The organism is Segatella copri (genome assembly GCF_026015465.1).
In the GTDB taxonomy this organism is placed as follows: Bacteria; Bacteroidota; Bacteroidia; order Bacteroidales; family Bacteroidaceae; genus Prevotella; species Prevotella copri_E.
Genome location: NZ_JAPDUQ010000003.1, coordinates 340,341 through 358,408, shown reverse-complemented (window position 1 = coordinate 358,408; position 18,068 = coordinate 340,341). Strand labels below are relative to the sequence as shown.

The 18,068-nt window shown below is 43.4% G+C and carries 16 protein-coding genes; 5 read left to right on the top strand and 11 right to left on the bottom strand.

The features are described 5' to 3' along the window. Positions 1-10 precede the first annotated feature (10 nt). The 5 genes from ONT08_RS12580 to fldA form a co-directional block, all read right to left on the bottom strand. Positions 11-601 carry a MotA/TolQ/ExbB proton channel family protein gene (locus tag ONT08_RS12580; protein WP_264960097.1) on the bottom strand — a complete coding sequence of 197 codons (591 nt, stop codon included), beginning with the start codon at positions 599-601 and terminating at the stop codon, positions 11-13. Beyond that, positions 601-1,290, bottom strand: a complete 690-nt coding sequence (locus tag ONT08_RS12575; protein WP_264960096.1) for a hypothetical protein — start codon at positions 1,288-1,290, stop codon at positions 601-603. Before ONT08_RS12575 ends, ONT08_RS12580 begins: the two co-directional genes overlap by 1 nt. Positions 1,291-1,425: 135 nt before the next feature. Then, positions 1,426-5,784: a cobaltochelatase subunit CobN gene (locus ONT08_RS12570; protein ID WP_437183614.1), complete on the bottom strand. Its 4,359-nt coding sequence runs from the start codon at positions 5,782-5,784 to the stop codon at positions 1,426-1,428. Between the two features lie 347 nt (positions 5,785-6,131). After that, positions 6,132-6,485, bottom strand: a complete 354-nt coding sequence (locus ONT08_RS12565; protein WP_264960094.1) for a DUF2023 family protein — start codon at positions 6,483-6,485, stop codon at positions 6,132-6,134. 84 nt (positions 6,486-6,569) lie between these two features. Then, positions 6,570-7,064 carry a flavodoxin FldA gene (gene fldA / locus ONT08_RS12560; RefSeq protein ID WP_264960093.1) on the bottom strand — a complete coding sequence of 165 codons (495 nt, stop codon included), beginning with the start codon at positions 7,062-7,064 and terminating at the stop codon, positions 6,570-6,572. A gap of 307 nt (positions 7,065-7,371) precedes the next feature. Between fldA and ONT08_RS12555 the strand changes: the two genes are divergently transcribed. From ONT08_RS12555 to ONT08_RS12545, 3 genes are all read left to right on the top strand, one after another. Next, positions 7,372-7,656 carry a hypothetical protein gene (locus ONT08_RS12555; RefSeq protein WP_144155778.1) on the top strand — a complete coding sequence of 95 codons (285 nt, stop codon included), beginning with the start codon at positions 7,372-7,374 and terminating at the stop codon, positions 7,654-7,656. Positions 7,657-7,826: 170 nt separating this feature from the next. Continuing rightward, the gene (locus ONT08_RS12550) at positions 7,827-8,102 is read left to right on the top strand and encodes a hypothetical protein (protein WP_022120272.1); all 276 of its coding nucleotides are present in this window, start codon (positions 7,827-7,829) and stop codon (positions 8,100-8,102) included. Between the two features lie 243 nt (positions 8,103-8,345). Further along, entirely contained in the window at positions 8,346-8,705 is a 360-nt protein-coding gene (locus tag ONT08_RS12545; RefSeq protein ID WP_264960092.1) for a hypothetical protein, read from the top strand. Positions 8,706-8,821: 116 nt separating this feature from the next. On the opposite strand, the gene ONT08_RS12540 is transcribed toward ONT08_RS12545, so the two are convergent. The 5 genes from ONT08_RS12540 to ONT08_RS12520 are packed head-to-tail and all read right to left on the bottom strand — an operon-like array spanning position 8,822 to position 13,938. After that, the gene (locus ONT08_RS12540; RefSeq protein WP_264960091.1) at positions 8,822-9,757 is read right to left on the bottom strand and encodes an ADP-ribosylglycohydrolase family protein; all 936 of its coding nucleotides are present in this window, start codon (positions 9,755-9,757) and stop codon (positions 8,822-8,824) included. A 3-nt stretch (positions 9,758-9,760) separates the two neighbouring features. Next, entirely contained in the window at positions 9,761-10,570 is an 810-nt protein-coding gene (locus ONT08_RS12535; RefSeq protein ID WP_264960090.1) for a hypothetical protein, read from the bottom strand. A 5-nt stretch (positions 10,571-10,575) separates the two neighbouring features. Further along, positions 10,576-12,039, bottom strand: a complete 1,464-nt coding sequence (locus ONT08_RS12530) for a DUF4433 domain-containing protein (RefSeq protein WP_264960089.1) — start codon at positions 12,037-12,039, stop codon at positions 10,576-10,578. 29 nt (positions 12,040-12,068) lie between these two features. Further along, positions 12,069-12,671 (bottom strand): DUF6939 family protein, encoded by a 603-nt coding sequence (locus ONT08_RS12525; RefSeq protein ID WP_264960088.1) that lies wholly within the window; start codon positions 12,669-12,671, stop codon positions 12,069-12,071. A 10-nt stretch (positions 12,672-12,681) separates the two neighbouring features. Further along, positions 12,682-13,938 (bottom strand): protein kinase domain-containing protein, encoded by a 1,257-nt coding sequence (locus ONT08_RS12520; RefSeq protein ID WP_264960087.1) that lies wholly within the window; start codon positions 13,936-13,938, stop codon positions 12,682-12,684. Positions 13,939-14,382: 444 nt separating this feature from the next. On the opposite strand from ONT08_RS12520, the gene ONT08_RS12515 reads away from it, so the two are divergent. Beyond that, positions 14,383-14,838: a DUF6078 family protein gene (locus tag ONT08_RS12515; RefSeq protein WP_119236624.1), complete on the top strand. Its 456-nt coding sequence runs from the start codon at positions 14,383-14,385 to the stop codon at positions 14,836-14,838. 189 nt (positions 14,839-15,027) lie between these two features. Here ONT08_RS12515 and ONT08_RS12510 read toward each other — a convergent pair whose 3' ends face one another. Further along, the gene (locus ONT08_RS12510; protein WP_118201933.1) at positions 15,028-16,005 is read right to left on the bottom strand and encodes an IS982 family transposase; all 978 of its coding nucleotides are present in this window, start codon (positions 16,003-16,005) and stop codon (positions 15,028-15,030) included. A gap of 106 nt (positions 16,006-16,111) precedes the next feature. Here ONT08_RS12510 and ONT08_RS12505 point away from each other — a divergent pair, with 106 nt between their 5' ends. Continuing rightward, complete coding sequence (locus ONT08_RS12505) at positions 16,112-17,998, top strand: VapE domain-containing protein (RefSeq protein WP_264960086.1); 1,887 nt, start codon at positions 16,112-16,114, stop codon at positions 17,996-17,998. The last annotated feature ends 70 nt before the right edge of the window (positions 17,999-18,068 follow it).

Genomic DNA, 18,068 nt, shown 5'->3' with positions numbered 1-18,068 from the left:
TCTTCGTTATTCACTCTTCACTTACAAGGTCTGCCATAAACTCGAGGTTGCTCATATCCTCAGTGTACCAGCGGTTCTTGGTCTGCTTGGTTACGAAACCGATGGCTGCAGAGAACAATCCCACTACGGTAGTAGCGAAAGCCACCTGCATATTGTAAGCCATCGAAGCAATATCACCGGTAGAAAGACCAACCAGGGCAGGACCCATCGGAATCAAGGTACCCATCAAACCGAGCATCGGACCCATCTTCAGGAGTGTAGAAGGAAGAGAAAGATCCTTCTCAACAAACTGGGCATACTGGTCGAGGATGCGGTTCATCTGCGCCTTGCTCTGACGGTTGTCCACGAGTTTCTTCATATAGGAAACGATGACTGCCTGCTTGTTCTTTGGCAAGCGATCGCCCAGGGTATCGATGTTATCGAGTGTCAGGGTGTTCATCTGTTCACGAATCTCCGCACCCGACTTGCGTTTTACAAGATACTGTCCGAAGAAACCTCCGAGGAGCAACAAGGCTATGAGGAAGAAGAAAATCAACAAAATAATCACAGGAACCAGCATGCCTGTGGAAATCCAAAACAATACGTCTGATATGTAATTCATTATACTCTATATTTTTTAATTTGATAATTGTAAATTGCCCATCCTATCGCCATTCCTACGATGACGATGGCGATGACGCCGAGAAGCGAGAGGGCATCGAAACTGTTGAATCCTGCCACCGCTGTCCTGCCATTCACCGTACCGATGATGCCCATCAATCCGAGCAGCACCTCTACCAGGAAAAGCAGTTCCAAGCGGATTGGTCGCTCCGGCAAGAGCCATCTCAAACCGTAGATGAATACCGGTATCAAGACCAGCAGCACTACGGCAAGCACCCATGCCACTACCTGGAACGATACGCCGGGAAGCAGGAAGATGGTCATCACCAGAACACTGAACAGCACTGGGAAAACCAGCAAACCCGGGAAATACTTCAGGAAGATGAAGAACACCCATTTGCGGCGGCTCACATGTTCCGAAGTCTTCAGATCTACGTGGTGCACACAGAAAAGCATCGTGAGTGCCACGTCGATACTCAGCAGCACCGCCATATCGAGCATCAGCTTCTGGTCGGCTATCCAAGCCGCAATCTGCATCTTCGACTGCTCAATGGCGAATGGCCAGGTCATTCCCACGAAGAAGGCTACAAGCACCGAGATGATCATAATCTCCTTCACTCCGTGGAAGGTCTGCTTCAGCACAAAACTGAAGCAAACCAATATCATCATTACTAAAACTAATGTCTCCATTTTTGAAAGTGAAGAACGAAGAGTGAAGAGCGAAAAATCATATAGTCCTTTTGGCTATATTGTTATTCTTCATCACTCATAATTCTTCACCTATTTTTATTTATAAATACTATTTAATTCTTCACTCTTCGTTCTTCACTCTTCACTTTGACTCCGTCTGCGGCGAATGAGGATAGCCAACATCACGAAAGCTACAATGACGATGACACCTACTACGATGCCGCTCACCACAGTGGTGGTTTTCTGAGCATCCTCATTCAGCGTCTCCTTCTCCATCACCATACCCTTGTCGCTGCTGTTCTTCGCAGCCTCAGCATCGCGGATCTGCTCTACATTCTGCTGATATTCCTTGGCAGAAGCAGCATCGGTCTTGCTGGCGATATAGTTACGCAGCTTGGCATTGTCGCAGACAAAACCGGAGCATGAAGGCTTATACTTGTTCACGGTCTCGGTATGAAGCTTGGCGATGTCCTTGAGCTGCTGAGGAGTAGCCTTCCACATTCCCTTGCGGGCACTCTCCATCATCACGGCGGTCATCTCCATCAGCGCTGCCGGATTCTGCTTGTCGAAGAACTCCTTGGTGCCGAGATTGTACTTGTCCTTGACATATACATTATAGATCTCGTCCCACATCTCCTTGTCGATTGCCTTTGGCTTCATCACATTCCAGCCGTAGGTATTGGTTACGATTTCGGCGAATGTGCTGGCACTGCTGGCTCCACCCTTCATCTTCTCCTTGATATAGGCTGGATTGAAGATGGTGGTTCTGCCCTCGATGCCAATTGCCTCCTTCACCTCCTGCATTCTCATATTGCTATGGTTGCGATAGTCGGCGAGATAAGCATCCGGATCCTTACCGGTTACGTTGCGCACTGCGAGGTTCATACCTCCCATGAATTCATATACGTGGTCCAGACTCAAAGCACCCCAAGTGTTGCTCTGTCGTGGCTGAACCACTACATCGGTACGGGTCAGCGCTGCCTCGAAAGCAGCCTTGCGAACGGTCTCCCAGTTCTTCTCATCACCATAGAAGGCACCCATATTGTTCAGATAGACCTCAGCAATCTGACTTTCCTTATCCCAGCGGTCACCTGCGGTTACCATCTCCTGGATACCAGTGCCATAGTTGCCGTTTACGCCTCCAAACACTCGATACATACTTACCTCGCGTGCCTCCTTTGGCGACATGCCCTTCTCTACGAGCACTCGTTCCGATTCGGTAACACCGGCTTTCACAAGGTTGTCATACTTATCACCCTTGGCATTTGCCGCCATCTCTATCGCCTTGTTGATGAGGAAGAGACGGGATGCTGCCAGGTCGCGGAGCTGACCGGAAGTCTGAACCACGACATCGATGCGAGGACGGCCCAACTGCTTGGATGGGATGAGACGCAGATCGGTAACACGACCGAAGGCATCTCTTACCGGTTCTACACCGAGCATATAGAGAATCTGAGCGATGGTAGCACCCTCTGTTTCGATAAACTCACTGCTCCAGAGAGTGTAGCTCACCTTACGAGGATATTCACCCTTATGTCGCTCGCAATACATCTTGATGGTATTGTCGCAAAGTTCCTTTGCCTTCTCCCAGGCATCCTCCGAAGGTGTATTTTCCACATTGATGGAGAAGAGATTTCTACCGGTAGGCAGGGTGTTCGGATTCACAATCAGATCACCACCAGGAGATGGAGCGGTAAAGCCGCCATTCAGGGCATTCATCAGAGAAGACATCTCGTTGAGCGGACTCTGACGGAGCGCCTCCGAATACTTGCCCACATTCTGCAAGGCATGCTCTACGGTAGTAATCGCCTGAGCCAGATGAATCTGCTGACGGGTATATTTAGGTGCTTTCGACATCATCATACCCTTATCTTTAGAAGATTTCTGAGATGCTTTGCCCTTGCCGGCTTTCGCCATCTTCGCCTTCTTCAAATCCTCCTGATACCATTTCTGTCCCTTCTTGATGGCTTCCATCATCTTGTCAGGGAAGCGACCGGTCTGCTCCATCTTCTCGAAAGCCTCACGACTCATCTGCGGAATCTTCTTCTTATGAGAAACCTTGGCGGCACGGAGCTCGCTTACTGTACGATGATCCACCTTCTTTGGCTTCGCCTCCTTCGCTCCACCCATCTGGTCTGCCATCTGCATCATCATCTGGATAGGATCCGGAGCTGCCTGCATCGCCTCTACCTTACGGGCCATCTGGAGTTCGGCAGGAGTGATTCCTACATAACGGCAGATGTATTCATCAGAAACCGAGGCTGAACCCAGAAGCTGGGTCACGGTGTTGCGAGCCTTGCTCAGATAGAGACGGTCGAAAAGCTGCTTGTGCTTCTCCACACCCTCCTGGGCACGACCTTTCAACTTATCTACTGCCAGCATTCCGTAGGCAATAGGATCTGTAGCCATCGCATAGACACTGGTGCGGACATCATCATTATCGTATGGCACACCCAGAGTATAGAGCTTGCCGGTAATCTTCTCGTTTGCCAACTCTTCCGCAAAGTTCTCTACTCTCGCAATTTCATCTGCAGAATAAGGCTTAGTCATGAGCTTGGCATCGAGTCCCAATTCACGGGCGATTCCCATCTTCACGGTCAGCGCCTTTACTTTCAGCGACTGCTCATTAGACGGCTTCTTCTCGTATGCCTGAATGGCATCACTCAGTTTCTTATAAGTCTGTCGCAACTCGCTCTCCTTGAAAGGAGGAGTGAGATAGCTCTGGGTCTGAGCGTAGGTACGGCGCTTGGCAATCATCGCCTCGCCCACATTGCCGATGGTATATATATAAAGATGTGGAACCACGCCAACCAATCGGTCACTCCAGTCGTTGCTGTCGAGTGCCACCTGCTTTCTCGGGGTATATTCCAGCGAGCCGTGGGTTCCGAAATGGATGAGCGCATCGGCACTGAAACCATAACGAGCCCAGAGGTAAGAGGCAACATAGGTGTAAGGAGGTGCCTGGTCGGTGCCATGCACTATCTTGAAAGAATCGCCTCCCACACCTGCCATCACCTGTGGAAGCAGAGCCACATTGCCAAACTGCAGTCTTGCCACCGCCAGCTTACCATCATCGGTAGCCATATATTTGCCAGGGAAGGAACCATAGAGCTGGTTCATCTCCTTAATCATCTTCTTAGACAAAGCCTTCTGTGTCCATCCGGCAAACTGCTGGGCGGTAACCAGGGCTGGATGTCCAGACTTCAGGAATTGGGTATAGGCACCCTCGGCATAGGTTCCGAAGACGGCACCCTGAGCCTGGATCATCTTTGCCAGTTCCTGAGGATTGGCTGGCAACTTGCCTACATTGTATCCCTCATTCTTCAAGCGAACCAGGAGATTGTAGAGCGATGGAACCACTTCCATTCCCGAAGCGGTGAGTGCATTCTGACCGGGACCCTTGAAGTAGAAGATGGCGATGCGCTTGTTGCTGTTCTTCTTGTTCTTCAGATTCACATAGCCCTGCACGCTCTCCACGAAGCTCTCCATTCTGTCAGGGATGCCGTAAACCTCCTGCAAGCCCTCCTTGTTGATGCGCTGTCCGAAAACTACGTATGGACGGATGGCACCATCAATCTCCGGAGTCACGATGCTCTGCGACATGAAACCGCCGTTCATTCCCTGCTTGTCGTTCTCCCAATCGGTGGTCAAGCGGTTGATATTAAGAGGTGAGAACAATGGAATATTCTTCTGCTTCAGGAACTCTACGAAGTAATCGCCCAGTCTGCCATGCGCCATATTTACTACGGCATTCGCCTGAATACTGTCGGCATGATGACCGGCGATAAAGCTCTGCAGCTGGTTGATGCGATACACCATGAATCCCTTCTTCTCGAAAGCCTTCTCCATATCAGGAGCCGCACCCATAAAACCGGTGAGCAAGATGGTAGGAGCACCTTTCTTATATAATCCGTTCTTCGCCAGGAAGGCATTGTACTCACGGATGCTGTTGAAACCCAGTTCATCACCCTTCTCATCTTTCGGGTCAAAATGAGTCAGGAGATAGTTTGGTCGCTCATCCACACGTTCCGGTTCTGGAGCCATGAACTTCTTTCCGTCGATAAACTTACGGATGTAAGCGAGCATACTGTGATAATTCTTCTTGTTGCCATTCTCGATGTACTGCATCAGATAATCTGCATCGAAGTTATCTACCGATACGATATTGTTGGCTGGGTTGGTAGCAGCATGAGTCAGGGTTGGCACCTTGTAGGAAGCCTCTTCCAACTGCTTGCGCTGGTTCTCGTCAATTCGGAGTCCCATACCATTCACGATAATCATATCGTAATCATCCAGATGATCGAAATCATCGGTTGTGATCTCACTCAGTTTAATCATCGCATTGTCGTTGGCATGCGAAATCTGTCCCAGCGCAATAGCCTGATAGTTGAGGAAAGCGATGCGGGTAGTACCCACCCAGGCAGAGTAAGCCTTCGCCAAACCTCCCAGAACAATCACAGCCAATAAGGCCAGGAAGATGTGTTTCTTTTTAATCTTTCTAATTTTTCCTAATCCTTTTTTCATATCTATTCCTTTTTTCGGGCTGCAAAGGTAAGACTTATTTAGAAATTGTACAATACCGAGAAATTGTGATTTTCACATTTTTTATACTTAAAAATAGGTATCAGGTTAAACGCATTGATATAGTCAGTACTAATAAATAAGTAGCGTTTTCAGACCTTTTCTTTCATTTCAGCCCTCAAAAAGAGGAATTATTCCGTCAGAACAGGCATCAAAAAGAGGAATTATTCCGAAATATGCAGAAAGAGCGTAATCACCATTACGGCAATCACGCTCTTTCTACTTATAAACATAAAACATTACGAAGATGAAAGAAAAGCTTAGCAAACCTTCTTCTTCCGCTCACAATAGCGTTCGCATTGGGCACAGATGTCATATCCCAGCATGGCACCCAAGATGAAATCCTCCTCAGGCGTAAGCTGGCACAACGGTTTGGTGATTATCATGCGGATAGCATCCAGACATTCTTTCTTACCAAAGAAGAGATTCAGACGGTCGTTGCCAACCGGCTGGATGATATAATCAATGTTCTGACGCTCTAATCTAGTTATGGCAAAAGACTCATATTTCTTGTTGAAGGTGTAGAGCACCAGGCAGCGCACGCCCTTCTTATATTCATATATATGATTCATCAGAACCTTCAAATCTACTGGTGTTGCGATTTCCTGCTGCATACTATCCGAATTTATCTGTTTTTAAACCAAGAATCAGAGAATTCCATCATTCTCTAATTCTTGAAAGATATATTTTAGAAAAAATTATAACGCTGGCTTGATGTCCTCGAGCCAGGCATCGATACGCTCCTCTGTCTTGTCGTCCTCGTTCACCTCGTCGAGTGCGAGTCCCAGGAACTTTTCGCCATCAATTGCCTCACTGTCATCATAGGTGTATCCGTCTGTAGAAACACCAGGCAATACGGTAGCACCAGCCTCTACGGCAGCATCGTAGAGTTCCTTCATGCCGCCACAGAATGTATCAGGGTAAGACTCGCTGTCGCCACAACCAAACAAGGCTACGGTCTTGCCAGCCAAGCCGGCACTCTTCAATGTCTTCACGCCATCATACCAGTCATCCTGCATCTCGCCGGCACCCCATGTAGAAGTACCGAGAAGAAGATTCTCATGACTTGCGATAGTAGCGTCATCGATGTTAGCTACATCTACAGCTTCCACGCCCAACTTAGAGGCGATGGTTTCGGCAATCGACTGGCATGAGCCAGTGGAAGAGCCATAAATTACGATTGTTGTTTTCATTTGTCTATCTTACTTTTAGTTACATTTATTTTCGGGTGCAAAGATACATCCTTTTTCCATCATCTGCAATACCTAAAAATGATGGTTTCGCAGAAATACCTAAATATGGGGATAGATAAAAAGTTTTAGGACGATTCATCCTAAAACTTTCTTAAATCTTATACTTTTAGGATGATTGAGCCTAAAAAATCGTATCTTTGTACCTAAAATAAATACATTAATACTTAAACTTGTTATATTTGGGTAGTTTGCAGCTATCGCAGCTATGGTAATGGTTTCAGTAAGCAACGTTTTTGCATCAAGCAGAATGGTAAGTAACGCAGAGGTAGCACCAGTTGATACCGTAGCTCCAGAAGCACCTTCAGATACATTGACAACAGGTACTCCTATCCAGCCACAGGCTACCACTGAGGATTCTATCCAGCAGGAGACACCAGCCGAAACTACTACAGATACTCCTGTAGTAACAGAAGAGAACACCCAAGCAGAGCAGCCAGCTACTGTTCAGGAGACTCCACAGGAGAATACTCAAGAGGAGACAACTCAGCAGCAGGAGTCTACAGAGACAGAGCAGCAGGCAAATGCTGAATAAGAATTCACAAGAAAGTTCTATTAAGTTCAATTGAGTTCATTTTGCAATCGACATATAAGAAAAGCGTAGAATCCTGCTGGCTGTAATACCAGCAGGATTCTGCGTTATTATTACGCATTGATAAATTTTTGTGTTAAATTCGTAAAAAATACTTGGAAGATAACTGAAAAATGATTACCTTTGTATTAATTAATGTAAGAATGAGTTTTATGCATATACTGAATGAACAGACACGAGAAACATTAAGTCGGAAGTTAGGAAAAACTTACGATGAGATATTGCAGATGAGTGCGGAAGAGCTAGATGCACTTGTCGAGGCTCGTATTGGCAAAAAACTAACTCCAGCATTCTCTCTCAAAAATATGGTTAATAGAGGATCTGTCTATTTGTTTTTCAAACGTTTAGTTTCAAAAAATGATATAGACAAACGTTTAGCACGAATTTAAAATGGATAATAGCAAGCAAATTATAACACTATATGACGACTACAATACGATTATCAAACCGCTTATTGCAGAAGTAGAAGCGAGGACTGAACAGTTCCCGTTACCATTATTTAATGAAATACGTGCATTGCATGACCATATTGCCCGATGCTACTTTAAAGATTAACTTCAGAGCAAAGAATTGCCGAAATTCATAAAGCAGAACGTCATGTACTTAGAATTATACTTGACTGCTATAAGTGTTTGAACTTATCTATTCACGATTCGGTTTTATTATTTGAAAAACAAACAAGACATGTGGATTTGACTGTGCTGCAAAACGGCACTTTTTATCCAAAATATAAATCTCTACGCTCTGATGCAGTAAGAGCTGTACGTAAAGCTAAGATTTTAGAAAGTATCAATACTAGCGAAGCGTTAGATATCTATCAGCAGGCCTACAATAAATATAGTGAATTGGAACTTCTCATAGATACAACAGCTCCCGATGTTCACTGGGCTCGTGTACATTTTACAGTAAGACGTGCTTTACAAGTCTTACTATGGATTTTAAGTGCTGTTGCATCAGGAATCATCTCCATAGTATTGGCTGATTTATTCTAGAGTTATTGATATGAGTACAACTATAGAAACTAAATCAACAAACGAACTTTTTGATGGCGCTGTACCGAACACCGATACAGCGCTATTATATTTTATGAACAGCAGAGATGAAATTCTCATCGGAGCATTGCATATAAATTCTGCACCTTATCATGAAGCATAGAAGCATGGAGAAGACCACTTTTCCATTCTTCAGGAATTTGGTTTATTCCAAATTTAGCACCCAGGATAGCACCAGCTACAGCTGCATTTGTATCCGCATCTCCTCCTGATAAAACAATCTTCAGGATACCCTCCTTATACGAGGTTGCATGCCAATAAGCCCATAGGGCTGCCCCTAAAGTTCTGAGCGTATATCCCATACTCTTTTCATCATCCAGGCACAAAGAATCCAGACCTTCATGATATGCCAAGTCAATAAATGGAACGATTCGTTCATCATATTGTTTGGCAATGCCAATCACATCTTCATAATCCAATATTCTGTCTTCAAAGACAAGAGCATGTATGATAGAAGAAACGATAACGCAAGAGCCCACACAGCGAGGATCATAATGAGTTAGCTTACAGATATTCTCTGCATTATTAGCTACATTGTCCTTCAAAAGTCCTACCACCGAAGTTCTCATGACGGCTCCATTAGCTGCAGCTTTTTTCTTTCCCATCTTCCAGATAATCTCTGCAGCCTTCTGTGGATTCGAAGTATAATCACCAAGAGCCATTACATTATAAGTATGCCGGCCAATTCCCATGCCTCCATTCATCATCCATTCCTTAAACCTTCTGGCAATATCAAGAATATCTACCTTTTGACAAGCCACAAAAGAATCTAAGATGCATAGCATCATGTCGGTATCATCAGTCCAATCGCCTCTTTGCCAACGACGACGATGATCATCCTGCACGATTTGTGAATAGTCCTCTATCCCATTAGGATAAAAACGATCCATCTCTTGCTTGGACATAAACTCCGTGCTCAGTCCCAAGGCATCTCCTACAGCTTGCCCGAAGATTGTGCCAAGGAATCGTTCATTTATAATTTCATTTTCCATATTTTATTGTTTACACAACCAACAAATCGTAAAATCATCCATATCAATCACTCCTTGGTGATATAATCCTTTTAGATATTCCTCAAAAGTTAATTGATTATCTGATGCTTGAAGTATTTTTTCGATAACGTCGTTCTTAAAATTAAATCTCAATGTTTCTGCCGTTTTTAGTAATTGAGAATTACCAGACTGCTTTAGATATTCCTCTGCAAGTTCTTCGCAAAATTCCTTACAATGAGCTAACTCATACATCATTAAAATATAATGAGATAAAGCATCGCTGGCAGCAAAGACTACAGACGAATCATCTAACACAAATTCACCATGTTTAAAGCCTTCTTCTTCCAACGGGTCTTTACAACTAACCAATCTTGGAGGATTACAGAAATCTGCCAATTTCGTAAAACTATGTTCCAAAATACCAGTTTGAAAACTATAATGGAAAACAACACTATCACCATAAGCCATCCATTTTGCGACCTTTTCCTGAATCTTCCATGCTGCAGCAATAGTAGCGCACGAACCTTCGTTATAGAACTTATTCAGAAGAATGCCATCCCCTTGCTTTGCCTTTTCCTCATGCTCATTATAAAATGATTCCCAGATGCTATCCACCCATTCGTCAAGTTCTGTAAAAGACGTGATAGGTTTATTCTTTGGTAACTGCTCTATGAGATATTGCGACCATTCATCAGCAAACAAGCCACAGCCTCCTGCCCCATCCGATACCGCTATGCAAGTATCAGATGAGAAGAAGGAATCTTCGTTTGCTACATGGTCATTCCATTTTGCTATGCTTACGCCTCTATTCATATATATTATAGGTTTTGATTAACAAGCATACTCGACAACGTACCAATCTTCATCATCTTGACCAATCGCTCCATACCGGTATTCACACCCATGGCATGATAACGGATGTCCGTTTGCTTATCACCAAAGATGGCACGAATCTGCTCATTATAATTTAGTGGCAAGAGACTCGACATATTATAAAGTTTCTCACCATATCCATTTCCGTTCAGTTCATCTACAGTTGCAGGGAACACTACTGATTCTGCATGTCCAGGTATAACGTGAATATTGAAGAATAATACATTACCATCATTGGTAAACATCGACTTCAACTGATTAGCAAGTTGTTGCATTTCATCATGTGAGGTGCCATTATACTCACCATCTGTGATATTGATAATTGTAGGAGGATAACAATCCTTGTCGTGATGGTCTTTCATCCAGCTTTCGAGCAAACCTTCTGCACGTTTGAAAGCTTTATCCATGTGTGTCCAACTACCATCATGGCGAGCTACCATCCATTGTTTCTTCTCTACTTCTTTGACGGTTATACCTTTACGAGTACGCACCTCTTCCTTCACCATTTTCTTTTGGTAAGGATTATCACGAATCTCTTCTGGAGTAACGAAGTCTTTTCCCTCCAAGCTACCATTCCAAGCGCTATAAGCCTCAGTGCCATAACCTATCATGGCAATATCAAAGTAATGGCGAGTCTCATTATTCTTCACACATCGCTCCACCAACTCGTTGATTTGGGCATTTACGATACGGGCTACGGCCTCAGATAAAGTCATATCCTCACCATTAAAGGTGGTAATTCTACGCATAGAAACACTCTGGTCCACCAAGAAGATGAATGCCGTAGGATGCTCACGGTCAACACGAGCCGTATATGCATTCTTGCTCTGCAACATCTGTGGTTGGCTTGGAATTGGAATACCAAAGTTGCCAATGTTCTTGATATACTTCAGAGGAATGGTGTTCTTTACCAATATCTCCGCCTGATAGAATGGCTGCTCATCCACATCGAAATCGAAGTGATTACGAGCCTTGACAGTTTGGAAGTGAATCTTCTTGAAATCCTCCAGACTTCCACCCACATGAGCACCATTTCGCACAGCATTCCTGTCTGCATATTTAGTATTCTCATCATAAATCACCTCAGGGTCTATCTCCAGAATGACAGGGTTAGAAATTCTATCCTCATTCATTGCCACATACATCATTGGATGGTTCATGGTAAAGCTGACACGAACATAATGTTCCAGATTATCACGCTTATCCAACGACCAGGATGGAGAACCTGGTCCTCCACCTCCTGGTTTAGGAATATTGATGCCACGTTCCTCACAATCCTTCCAAGAATAGAGTCCTCCATTCTTGATAATATTCTCCAAGTTATCACGGTCTGTGAAGTGATAGAGCTTGGTGATATGATTTTGTTCGAGAATATTCTTAAAATCCTCCCAGTTACTTCTTCTATTCATTGTTTTTATCCTCCAATAATATATGTATGTTAGAATAACGTTAGTTGCTTTGGTTCTATTGTCTGCGGTTTCCACTTTTTATCACCAAAAGGATATAGACCTTCTACGTATGCCTTGATTAGAAAGGCATGCGAAAGAGGCTTCTTCGGGTCATCCACATCACAATTTGTATTATAATCCAAAAGTACGATGGTCTTAGTCTGGCTAGCCTCTCGCAATCTTTCGATAATACTTTGAACCTTATGTTCAAGAACCCACTTGTAAGTAGGAATATAAATCTGCTTTCGAGCCTCAATATATCCGAGCAGTTCTGTTCCGTTTACTCCTTTGCGATGTCCAAGAGGCTTACCGAACTTGCGAACAGTTCTCTTGATATTCTTCATCGACTCATTCGTAAACATTTTCATATCTACATCAGCCGATTCAAATACCTTTAACCCTTGCCACACAGCCTCAACACATGTAGCAGTAACACCCTCGCTGAATGGCACAGGTATTCCACCATGCGGATAAAAAGGACTCAACTTTATCAAATCATCTTCCGCATGGCTTGTCACATCTGCAATGATTGCATCGGGATATTTCTTCAAGATATTCTCCTGCTTCTTTCGCTTAGATTCAATCAGTATCATAGTTGCATTCTTATTTTTTCAATATCTTTTTTATTATTACAAAAAGCAAATAACCACCCAATAAAATTATTCCAGCATAAATAACAAAACCTATAATCATAAATATAACCGATGAACTTGCCATAAAAAAGAGGAACACGTTTAAAAACAACTCCTCGTCTATGAAATACAAAGCAAAAAAAGACAACACTGCCAATAATGCTAAAATTTCTTTTATCGGGTATGAGTTTTCTGATTTCTGAGATGTCAAATCAATCAAATCATAATGAGTATTAGAAGTTAAGTGCTCTTGCAATTGTCTACTTGAACATACAGCAGATATCGCCCTTGCTTTTAGGAAATCAACTTTCTCCAAGGTAGTATCTTTTGTAGGTTCTTTCACACAACTAATTAACAAATTATCATAATTTTGGCGATTTTCAGCCAACCGTAAACAAGTTTGTAATTTTTTAATTTCCATATTTTTGATTTTAGACAGTTTCTTCCATAGATTTATTTTACATAACTTATTATAATCATTTACAGAAAAGAGCAATCTATCTGCTGCACCATATTCATCAAGCAAAGATGGCTTCAAAGAGATAGCTTTCAATGACAAAGCAATACTAGCCAAAGCAAAGTCATCGATGGTTTCGTCAAAATCATCAACAGTTCGCAAAGGATGCGAAAAGTCTTTTGTACCAATTGTTGGAGACTTCTGTCCCTTCATGGCAGGAACAAACATACCATCATAATCTACCAATGTCAGATTTCCATCAGGACGAACCATGATGTTGTCTGGCTTGATGTCACCATGAGCAAATGGTTGAGAACGAAGCCACGCTGCCATTTTACAGAAGCGATAGCAAAGCATAGCCATGGCATAATTGTCTTGATAGTTCTCTGCAATGTAATTCTCCATTGTTTCACCATCAATCCAATCCATCAGAAGAACAGGAAACTCGTCTTCCTCACAACTGCTATCTACGAAGATTTCTTTGTCTAAGTACTTTACAGAAGTAATATAAGAGGAATCTACGAACTCCAACTCATCTGCAATCTGGCGATAAGCCTCAGCTCTACCTTCTTGTTCTTCAGTAAAGCACTTTAAGGCATAGCATTTCCCCGTCTGTTCATCTTTCATCTTGAACACGACGGCAAACGCACCACTGCTACGATATGGTTCATCATGATCATCTAACACTGGTAGCAAATGAGCCAGCTTATCAAGATTATTGCTAGCATCTTGTATTGCTCTCACATATTCTGATATCAAAGGATATTGCATGGACTTTTCCTGTTAATTGTTTTGCCCTCAAAGATACAAAAGACTTACGATACAACCAAATCATCGCTTATTTTTTTACCTTATTTAATATAGAAAGCTATTATGGTAACTACTCTTTCAGCAGAAAATTGTAAAACAAAAGAAAGATTGATATGCTCACGCATAAAAGTTTTTCCTCGGAAAAAGTATCAAAGTATCATTCTACCGCAGAAATTCAGGGTTATACCATTAATACACAGCGCATTAACATAAATGAGACTTCTCTAAAAATGAAGAGAGAAGTATCATCGAAGTATCATAAATTAGCGAAAAGTATCATGATTTCTTGCTTGCATCGAAAAAAAAATGCTTTATGAAGTGATAATAATAGCCTTTTTAAGGCAATAAACAGGATGTTTTTGCGTTTAGTAAAACAGAATGTTTTATTCTTAATACTTAAGAAACATGGATGAAAAGGAATTACTGAAAAAGGCTTTTGAGTACGGAAACGTACCTAGCAACATCACCTACTGTTTCACCGAACCATGTCCGATGAAAAACAAATGTATCCACTATCTATCTGCACTCTACAAAAACGAGAAGACTGATAGAGGGGATGCCATTTTCCCAAATGCCCTGAAAAACGGGAATTGCAAGTACTTCGCTCCGCTGCGTGTCGTGAAAATGGCATGGGGATTCGACAAACTCTTTGCCGAAATGAAAGTGAAAGACGCTCCTGCTCTGCGCGCCGAAATGAGAGACTACCTCGGCAGCAAAGGACAATACTACCGTTACAAACTGGGACAACTGAAACTCCTGCCGGAACAACAGGCATATATCAAACAGCTCTTCGCCAGATACGGATATAAAGATGTTGAATTCGACTATTTCTCAGAAGAGATTGATTTCACTAAAAGCTAATCTTTTTCTCTGCCCTCCAGATGTTCCAGCCATGCCATTTAAGCGGTCCCACAGAGAACACGTGACGGGCTACCGGTGAACACGTGACGGGCAGTCATTGCCCGTACAACGGGAAACGAGTGCCCAATTTACCAACCAAACTTTGGGCAACGCTGATAAGATTTTATAGTTTATAACCTGTTGGCGGAATTAGTTTAGCGCATATTTAACCCTGCCAATCGGTCTATTGTTTACATAATTTATATATTGCAAGACTGTGAATGCGCTAATTTTCCCGATGATTCGGGTAAACAGTCCTGGTGTTTGCTTTGCGTAATTTCTGAAGAGCATGAAGTGATCACAAAGTTGAGAGAAATTGGTCTCGATTCTCTTTCTCGCCTTTGCATAAGGCTTGAATGTTGGTCTCCAATTCTTCATATTCAGACGATATGGAACTTCCAACTTAATGCCTACAGAAGAAAACAGGTCTTGCTGTAGTTCTGCACTGAGGTAAGCACGATCACCTAGGATGCAACAGTCATGAAATTGAAACTTAACATCTTTAAGAAAATGAATGTCATGAACATTAGCTGGACTCAAATCATACGAGTGGATAACTCCACTTAACCCACAGACTGCGTGGAGTTTAAATCCATAATAGTATATCTTCTGAGTGGCACAATAGCCAAATGCTGGAGAGTTTGTCACGTCTGTTCCTTTCATCTTGCAACGCAATCCTCTGGACAAACGGCATACCTCTATCGGTTTGGAATCAATGCAGAAATATTCTTCTGCGCCATCCATCTTTGATGCAATGCGCTTACGAATCGTCTCGCATAATTCCGCTGTGAATTTTCGGCGGTCATTAAATTGACGTCGAGAAATCAGGTTTGGCATTTCAGTCTTATACTCCTTCAGTCTGTCGAACAAGTTGTTTTCACTGTCGATACTTAGATGCTCAGCAGTTAAGCTCAAAGCAACAACTTCGAGGTCTGAAAAACGTGGGACGACTCCTGGGCGAGGAATATTTCCTAGCTCATTAACTAAATTTATGGAGAAATTCTTGCATATCTCAAGAATTTTTACGAAATTTGCATACAAGTTGTGCATAGCGTGAAAGATTATAACTTTATGTTTTGACACCACAAAGTTACTAAAAATCAGCGAGATGCACAACTTTTTCTCCATAAAAGATACTAATTTTTAGGCGAATTTTAATTCCGCCAATGAGTAGTTTATAGTTAACTGTTTATGGTTAATAGTTAACAAACAAACATCCTAATCGATATATTCAATGAAGATAACAATCGTACATACAAACAACAAGAAGCAGCTCCTCGTCAGCACCAAGACGATGGAGAAGTTGCTGCAACGTATCGCAAAAGATGACAGCAGACTTACTGTTACCCATTTCCGCGAATACGTGACCTATATGGAAAGCGGCTACGAATATTACAAGGACATGCCAACATGGATGCACATCTACCCCGCTGCTGAATTCGCCAAAGACGAAAACAACAACCTGAAGATGAAGGCGTGCAACGGTATCCTGATGCTGAAATTCGGAAACATCACGGATGCGGACGGCGTGGAGGGCGTGAAGCGCTCGGTTGCCATGCTGCCTTCTACCTTTGCTGCGCTGGAAGGTGCTGATGGCAAGTCGGTTATCGTATTGGTGAAATTCAGCAATGAAGATGACTTGCTGCCTGCTGAGGAGGCGGATGCCGAACGACTGTACCGCATCGCTTACCAGCAGATTCTGCCTGTATATCAGGGGATTGCCAAGGCTTCGGTGCTCACAGACGGACCGAAACCTTCCATAGAAGCGGGCTCAAGCCTGTCTTTTGAGCCTTCGATGCACAACAGTTTTATGATGACGCTCGATGCGAAACCTTATTTCAACAGTAAGGCGGTAGCGATGAAAATTGACAGCAACATGCACCCTCAGAACCAGGCTTTCAACACGGAAGATAATCAGCAGATGATTCCTGGTTCCGATACTTCGGAAGAAGAAAAGAAAGTTGACAAGAACAGCGTTCGCGAGAATATCATGAGCATGATGCAGCTGCTGAAAAGTAAATATAACTTCAGATACAACACGGTGATGAAATTCGTGGAATACATGCCGAAAGAGAAAGGTTGGTATGGTTTCCAGCCCGTAGATCCGAGGGTGCAGAAGCGCATGACGCTGGAGGTGCAGCTTGCCGATATCCGAGTGAGCATCAAGGATGTCAGGAATTTTCTGGAGTCTGATTACATCAAGAATTATAATCCGATAGATGAATATCTCTTCCAATGCTACGACAAATGGGACGGGAAGGACCATATACGTGCCTTGGCTCGTACGGTTCCTACCAACAATCCTTACTGGGCAGACTGGTTCTACACCTGGTTTCTGGGCATGGTTGACCAGTGGCGCGGCTTTACCCATCGCCAGTATGGCAACTCAGTGGCTCCGCTTCTCATTTCCAAGCAGGGTTACAACAAGAGTACTTTCTGTCGCCGGCTGTTGCCACCGGAGCTGCAATGGGGATATAGCGATAATCTGATTCTGTCAGAAAAACGTCAGGTTTATCAGGCGATGGCGCAGTTTATGGTCATCAATCTCGATGAGTTCAACCAGATTTCTCCACAGGTGCAGCAGGGATTTCTGAAGAATCTCATCCAGTTGCCTACGCTGAAATACAAGCCTCCGTATGGCAGTCATGTCATGGAATTTCCTCGTCTCGCCTCGTTCATCGCCACGAGCAACATCACGGATATTCTCACCGATCCATCCGGCAACCGAAGATTCATCGGTGTGGAACTGACGGGGCCTATCGATGTGAGCGTGCGTCCGAACTATCAGCAACTTTTCGCCCAGGCGCTGACTGCCTTGCACAATGGCGAAAAGAGTTATTTTGATGCGGAACAGGTAAAGTTGATCATGAAGAACAACAGCCAGTTTGAAGTGGCTGAGCCGATAGACCAGTATTTCCAGCTCTATTTTGATTTGGTTGAGAATGAGAAAGAGGGTGAATATCTGACTGCCGCCGAGATTTTCGACTATCTGAAAAAGCAGATAGGTTCATCGCTCAAGGTGAACAGTTTGATGGGATTCGGCAGGAAACTGGCGAATATGAGTGAGTTAAAACATAAGAGATTTGCAGATGGAATGAAGTATCTTGTAAAGAAAAAGTGAAATAATGATACTTCTATGAGACTTTAATGAGACTTCTCAGCACGAAAACCGAGAAGTCTCATTTCTTTTA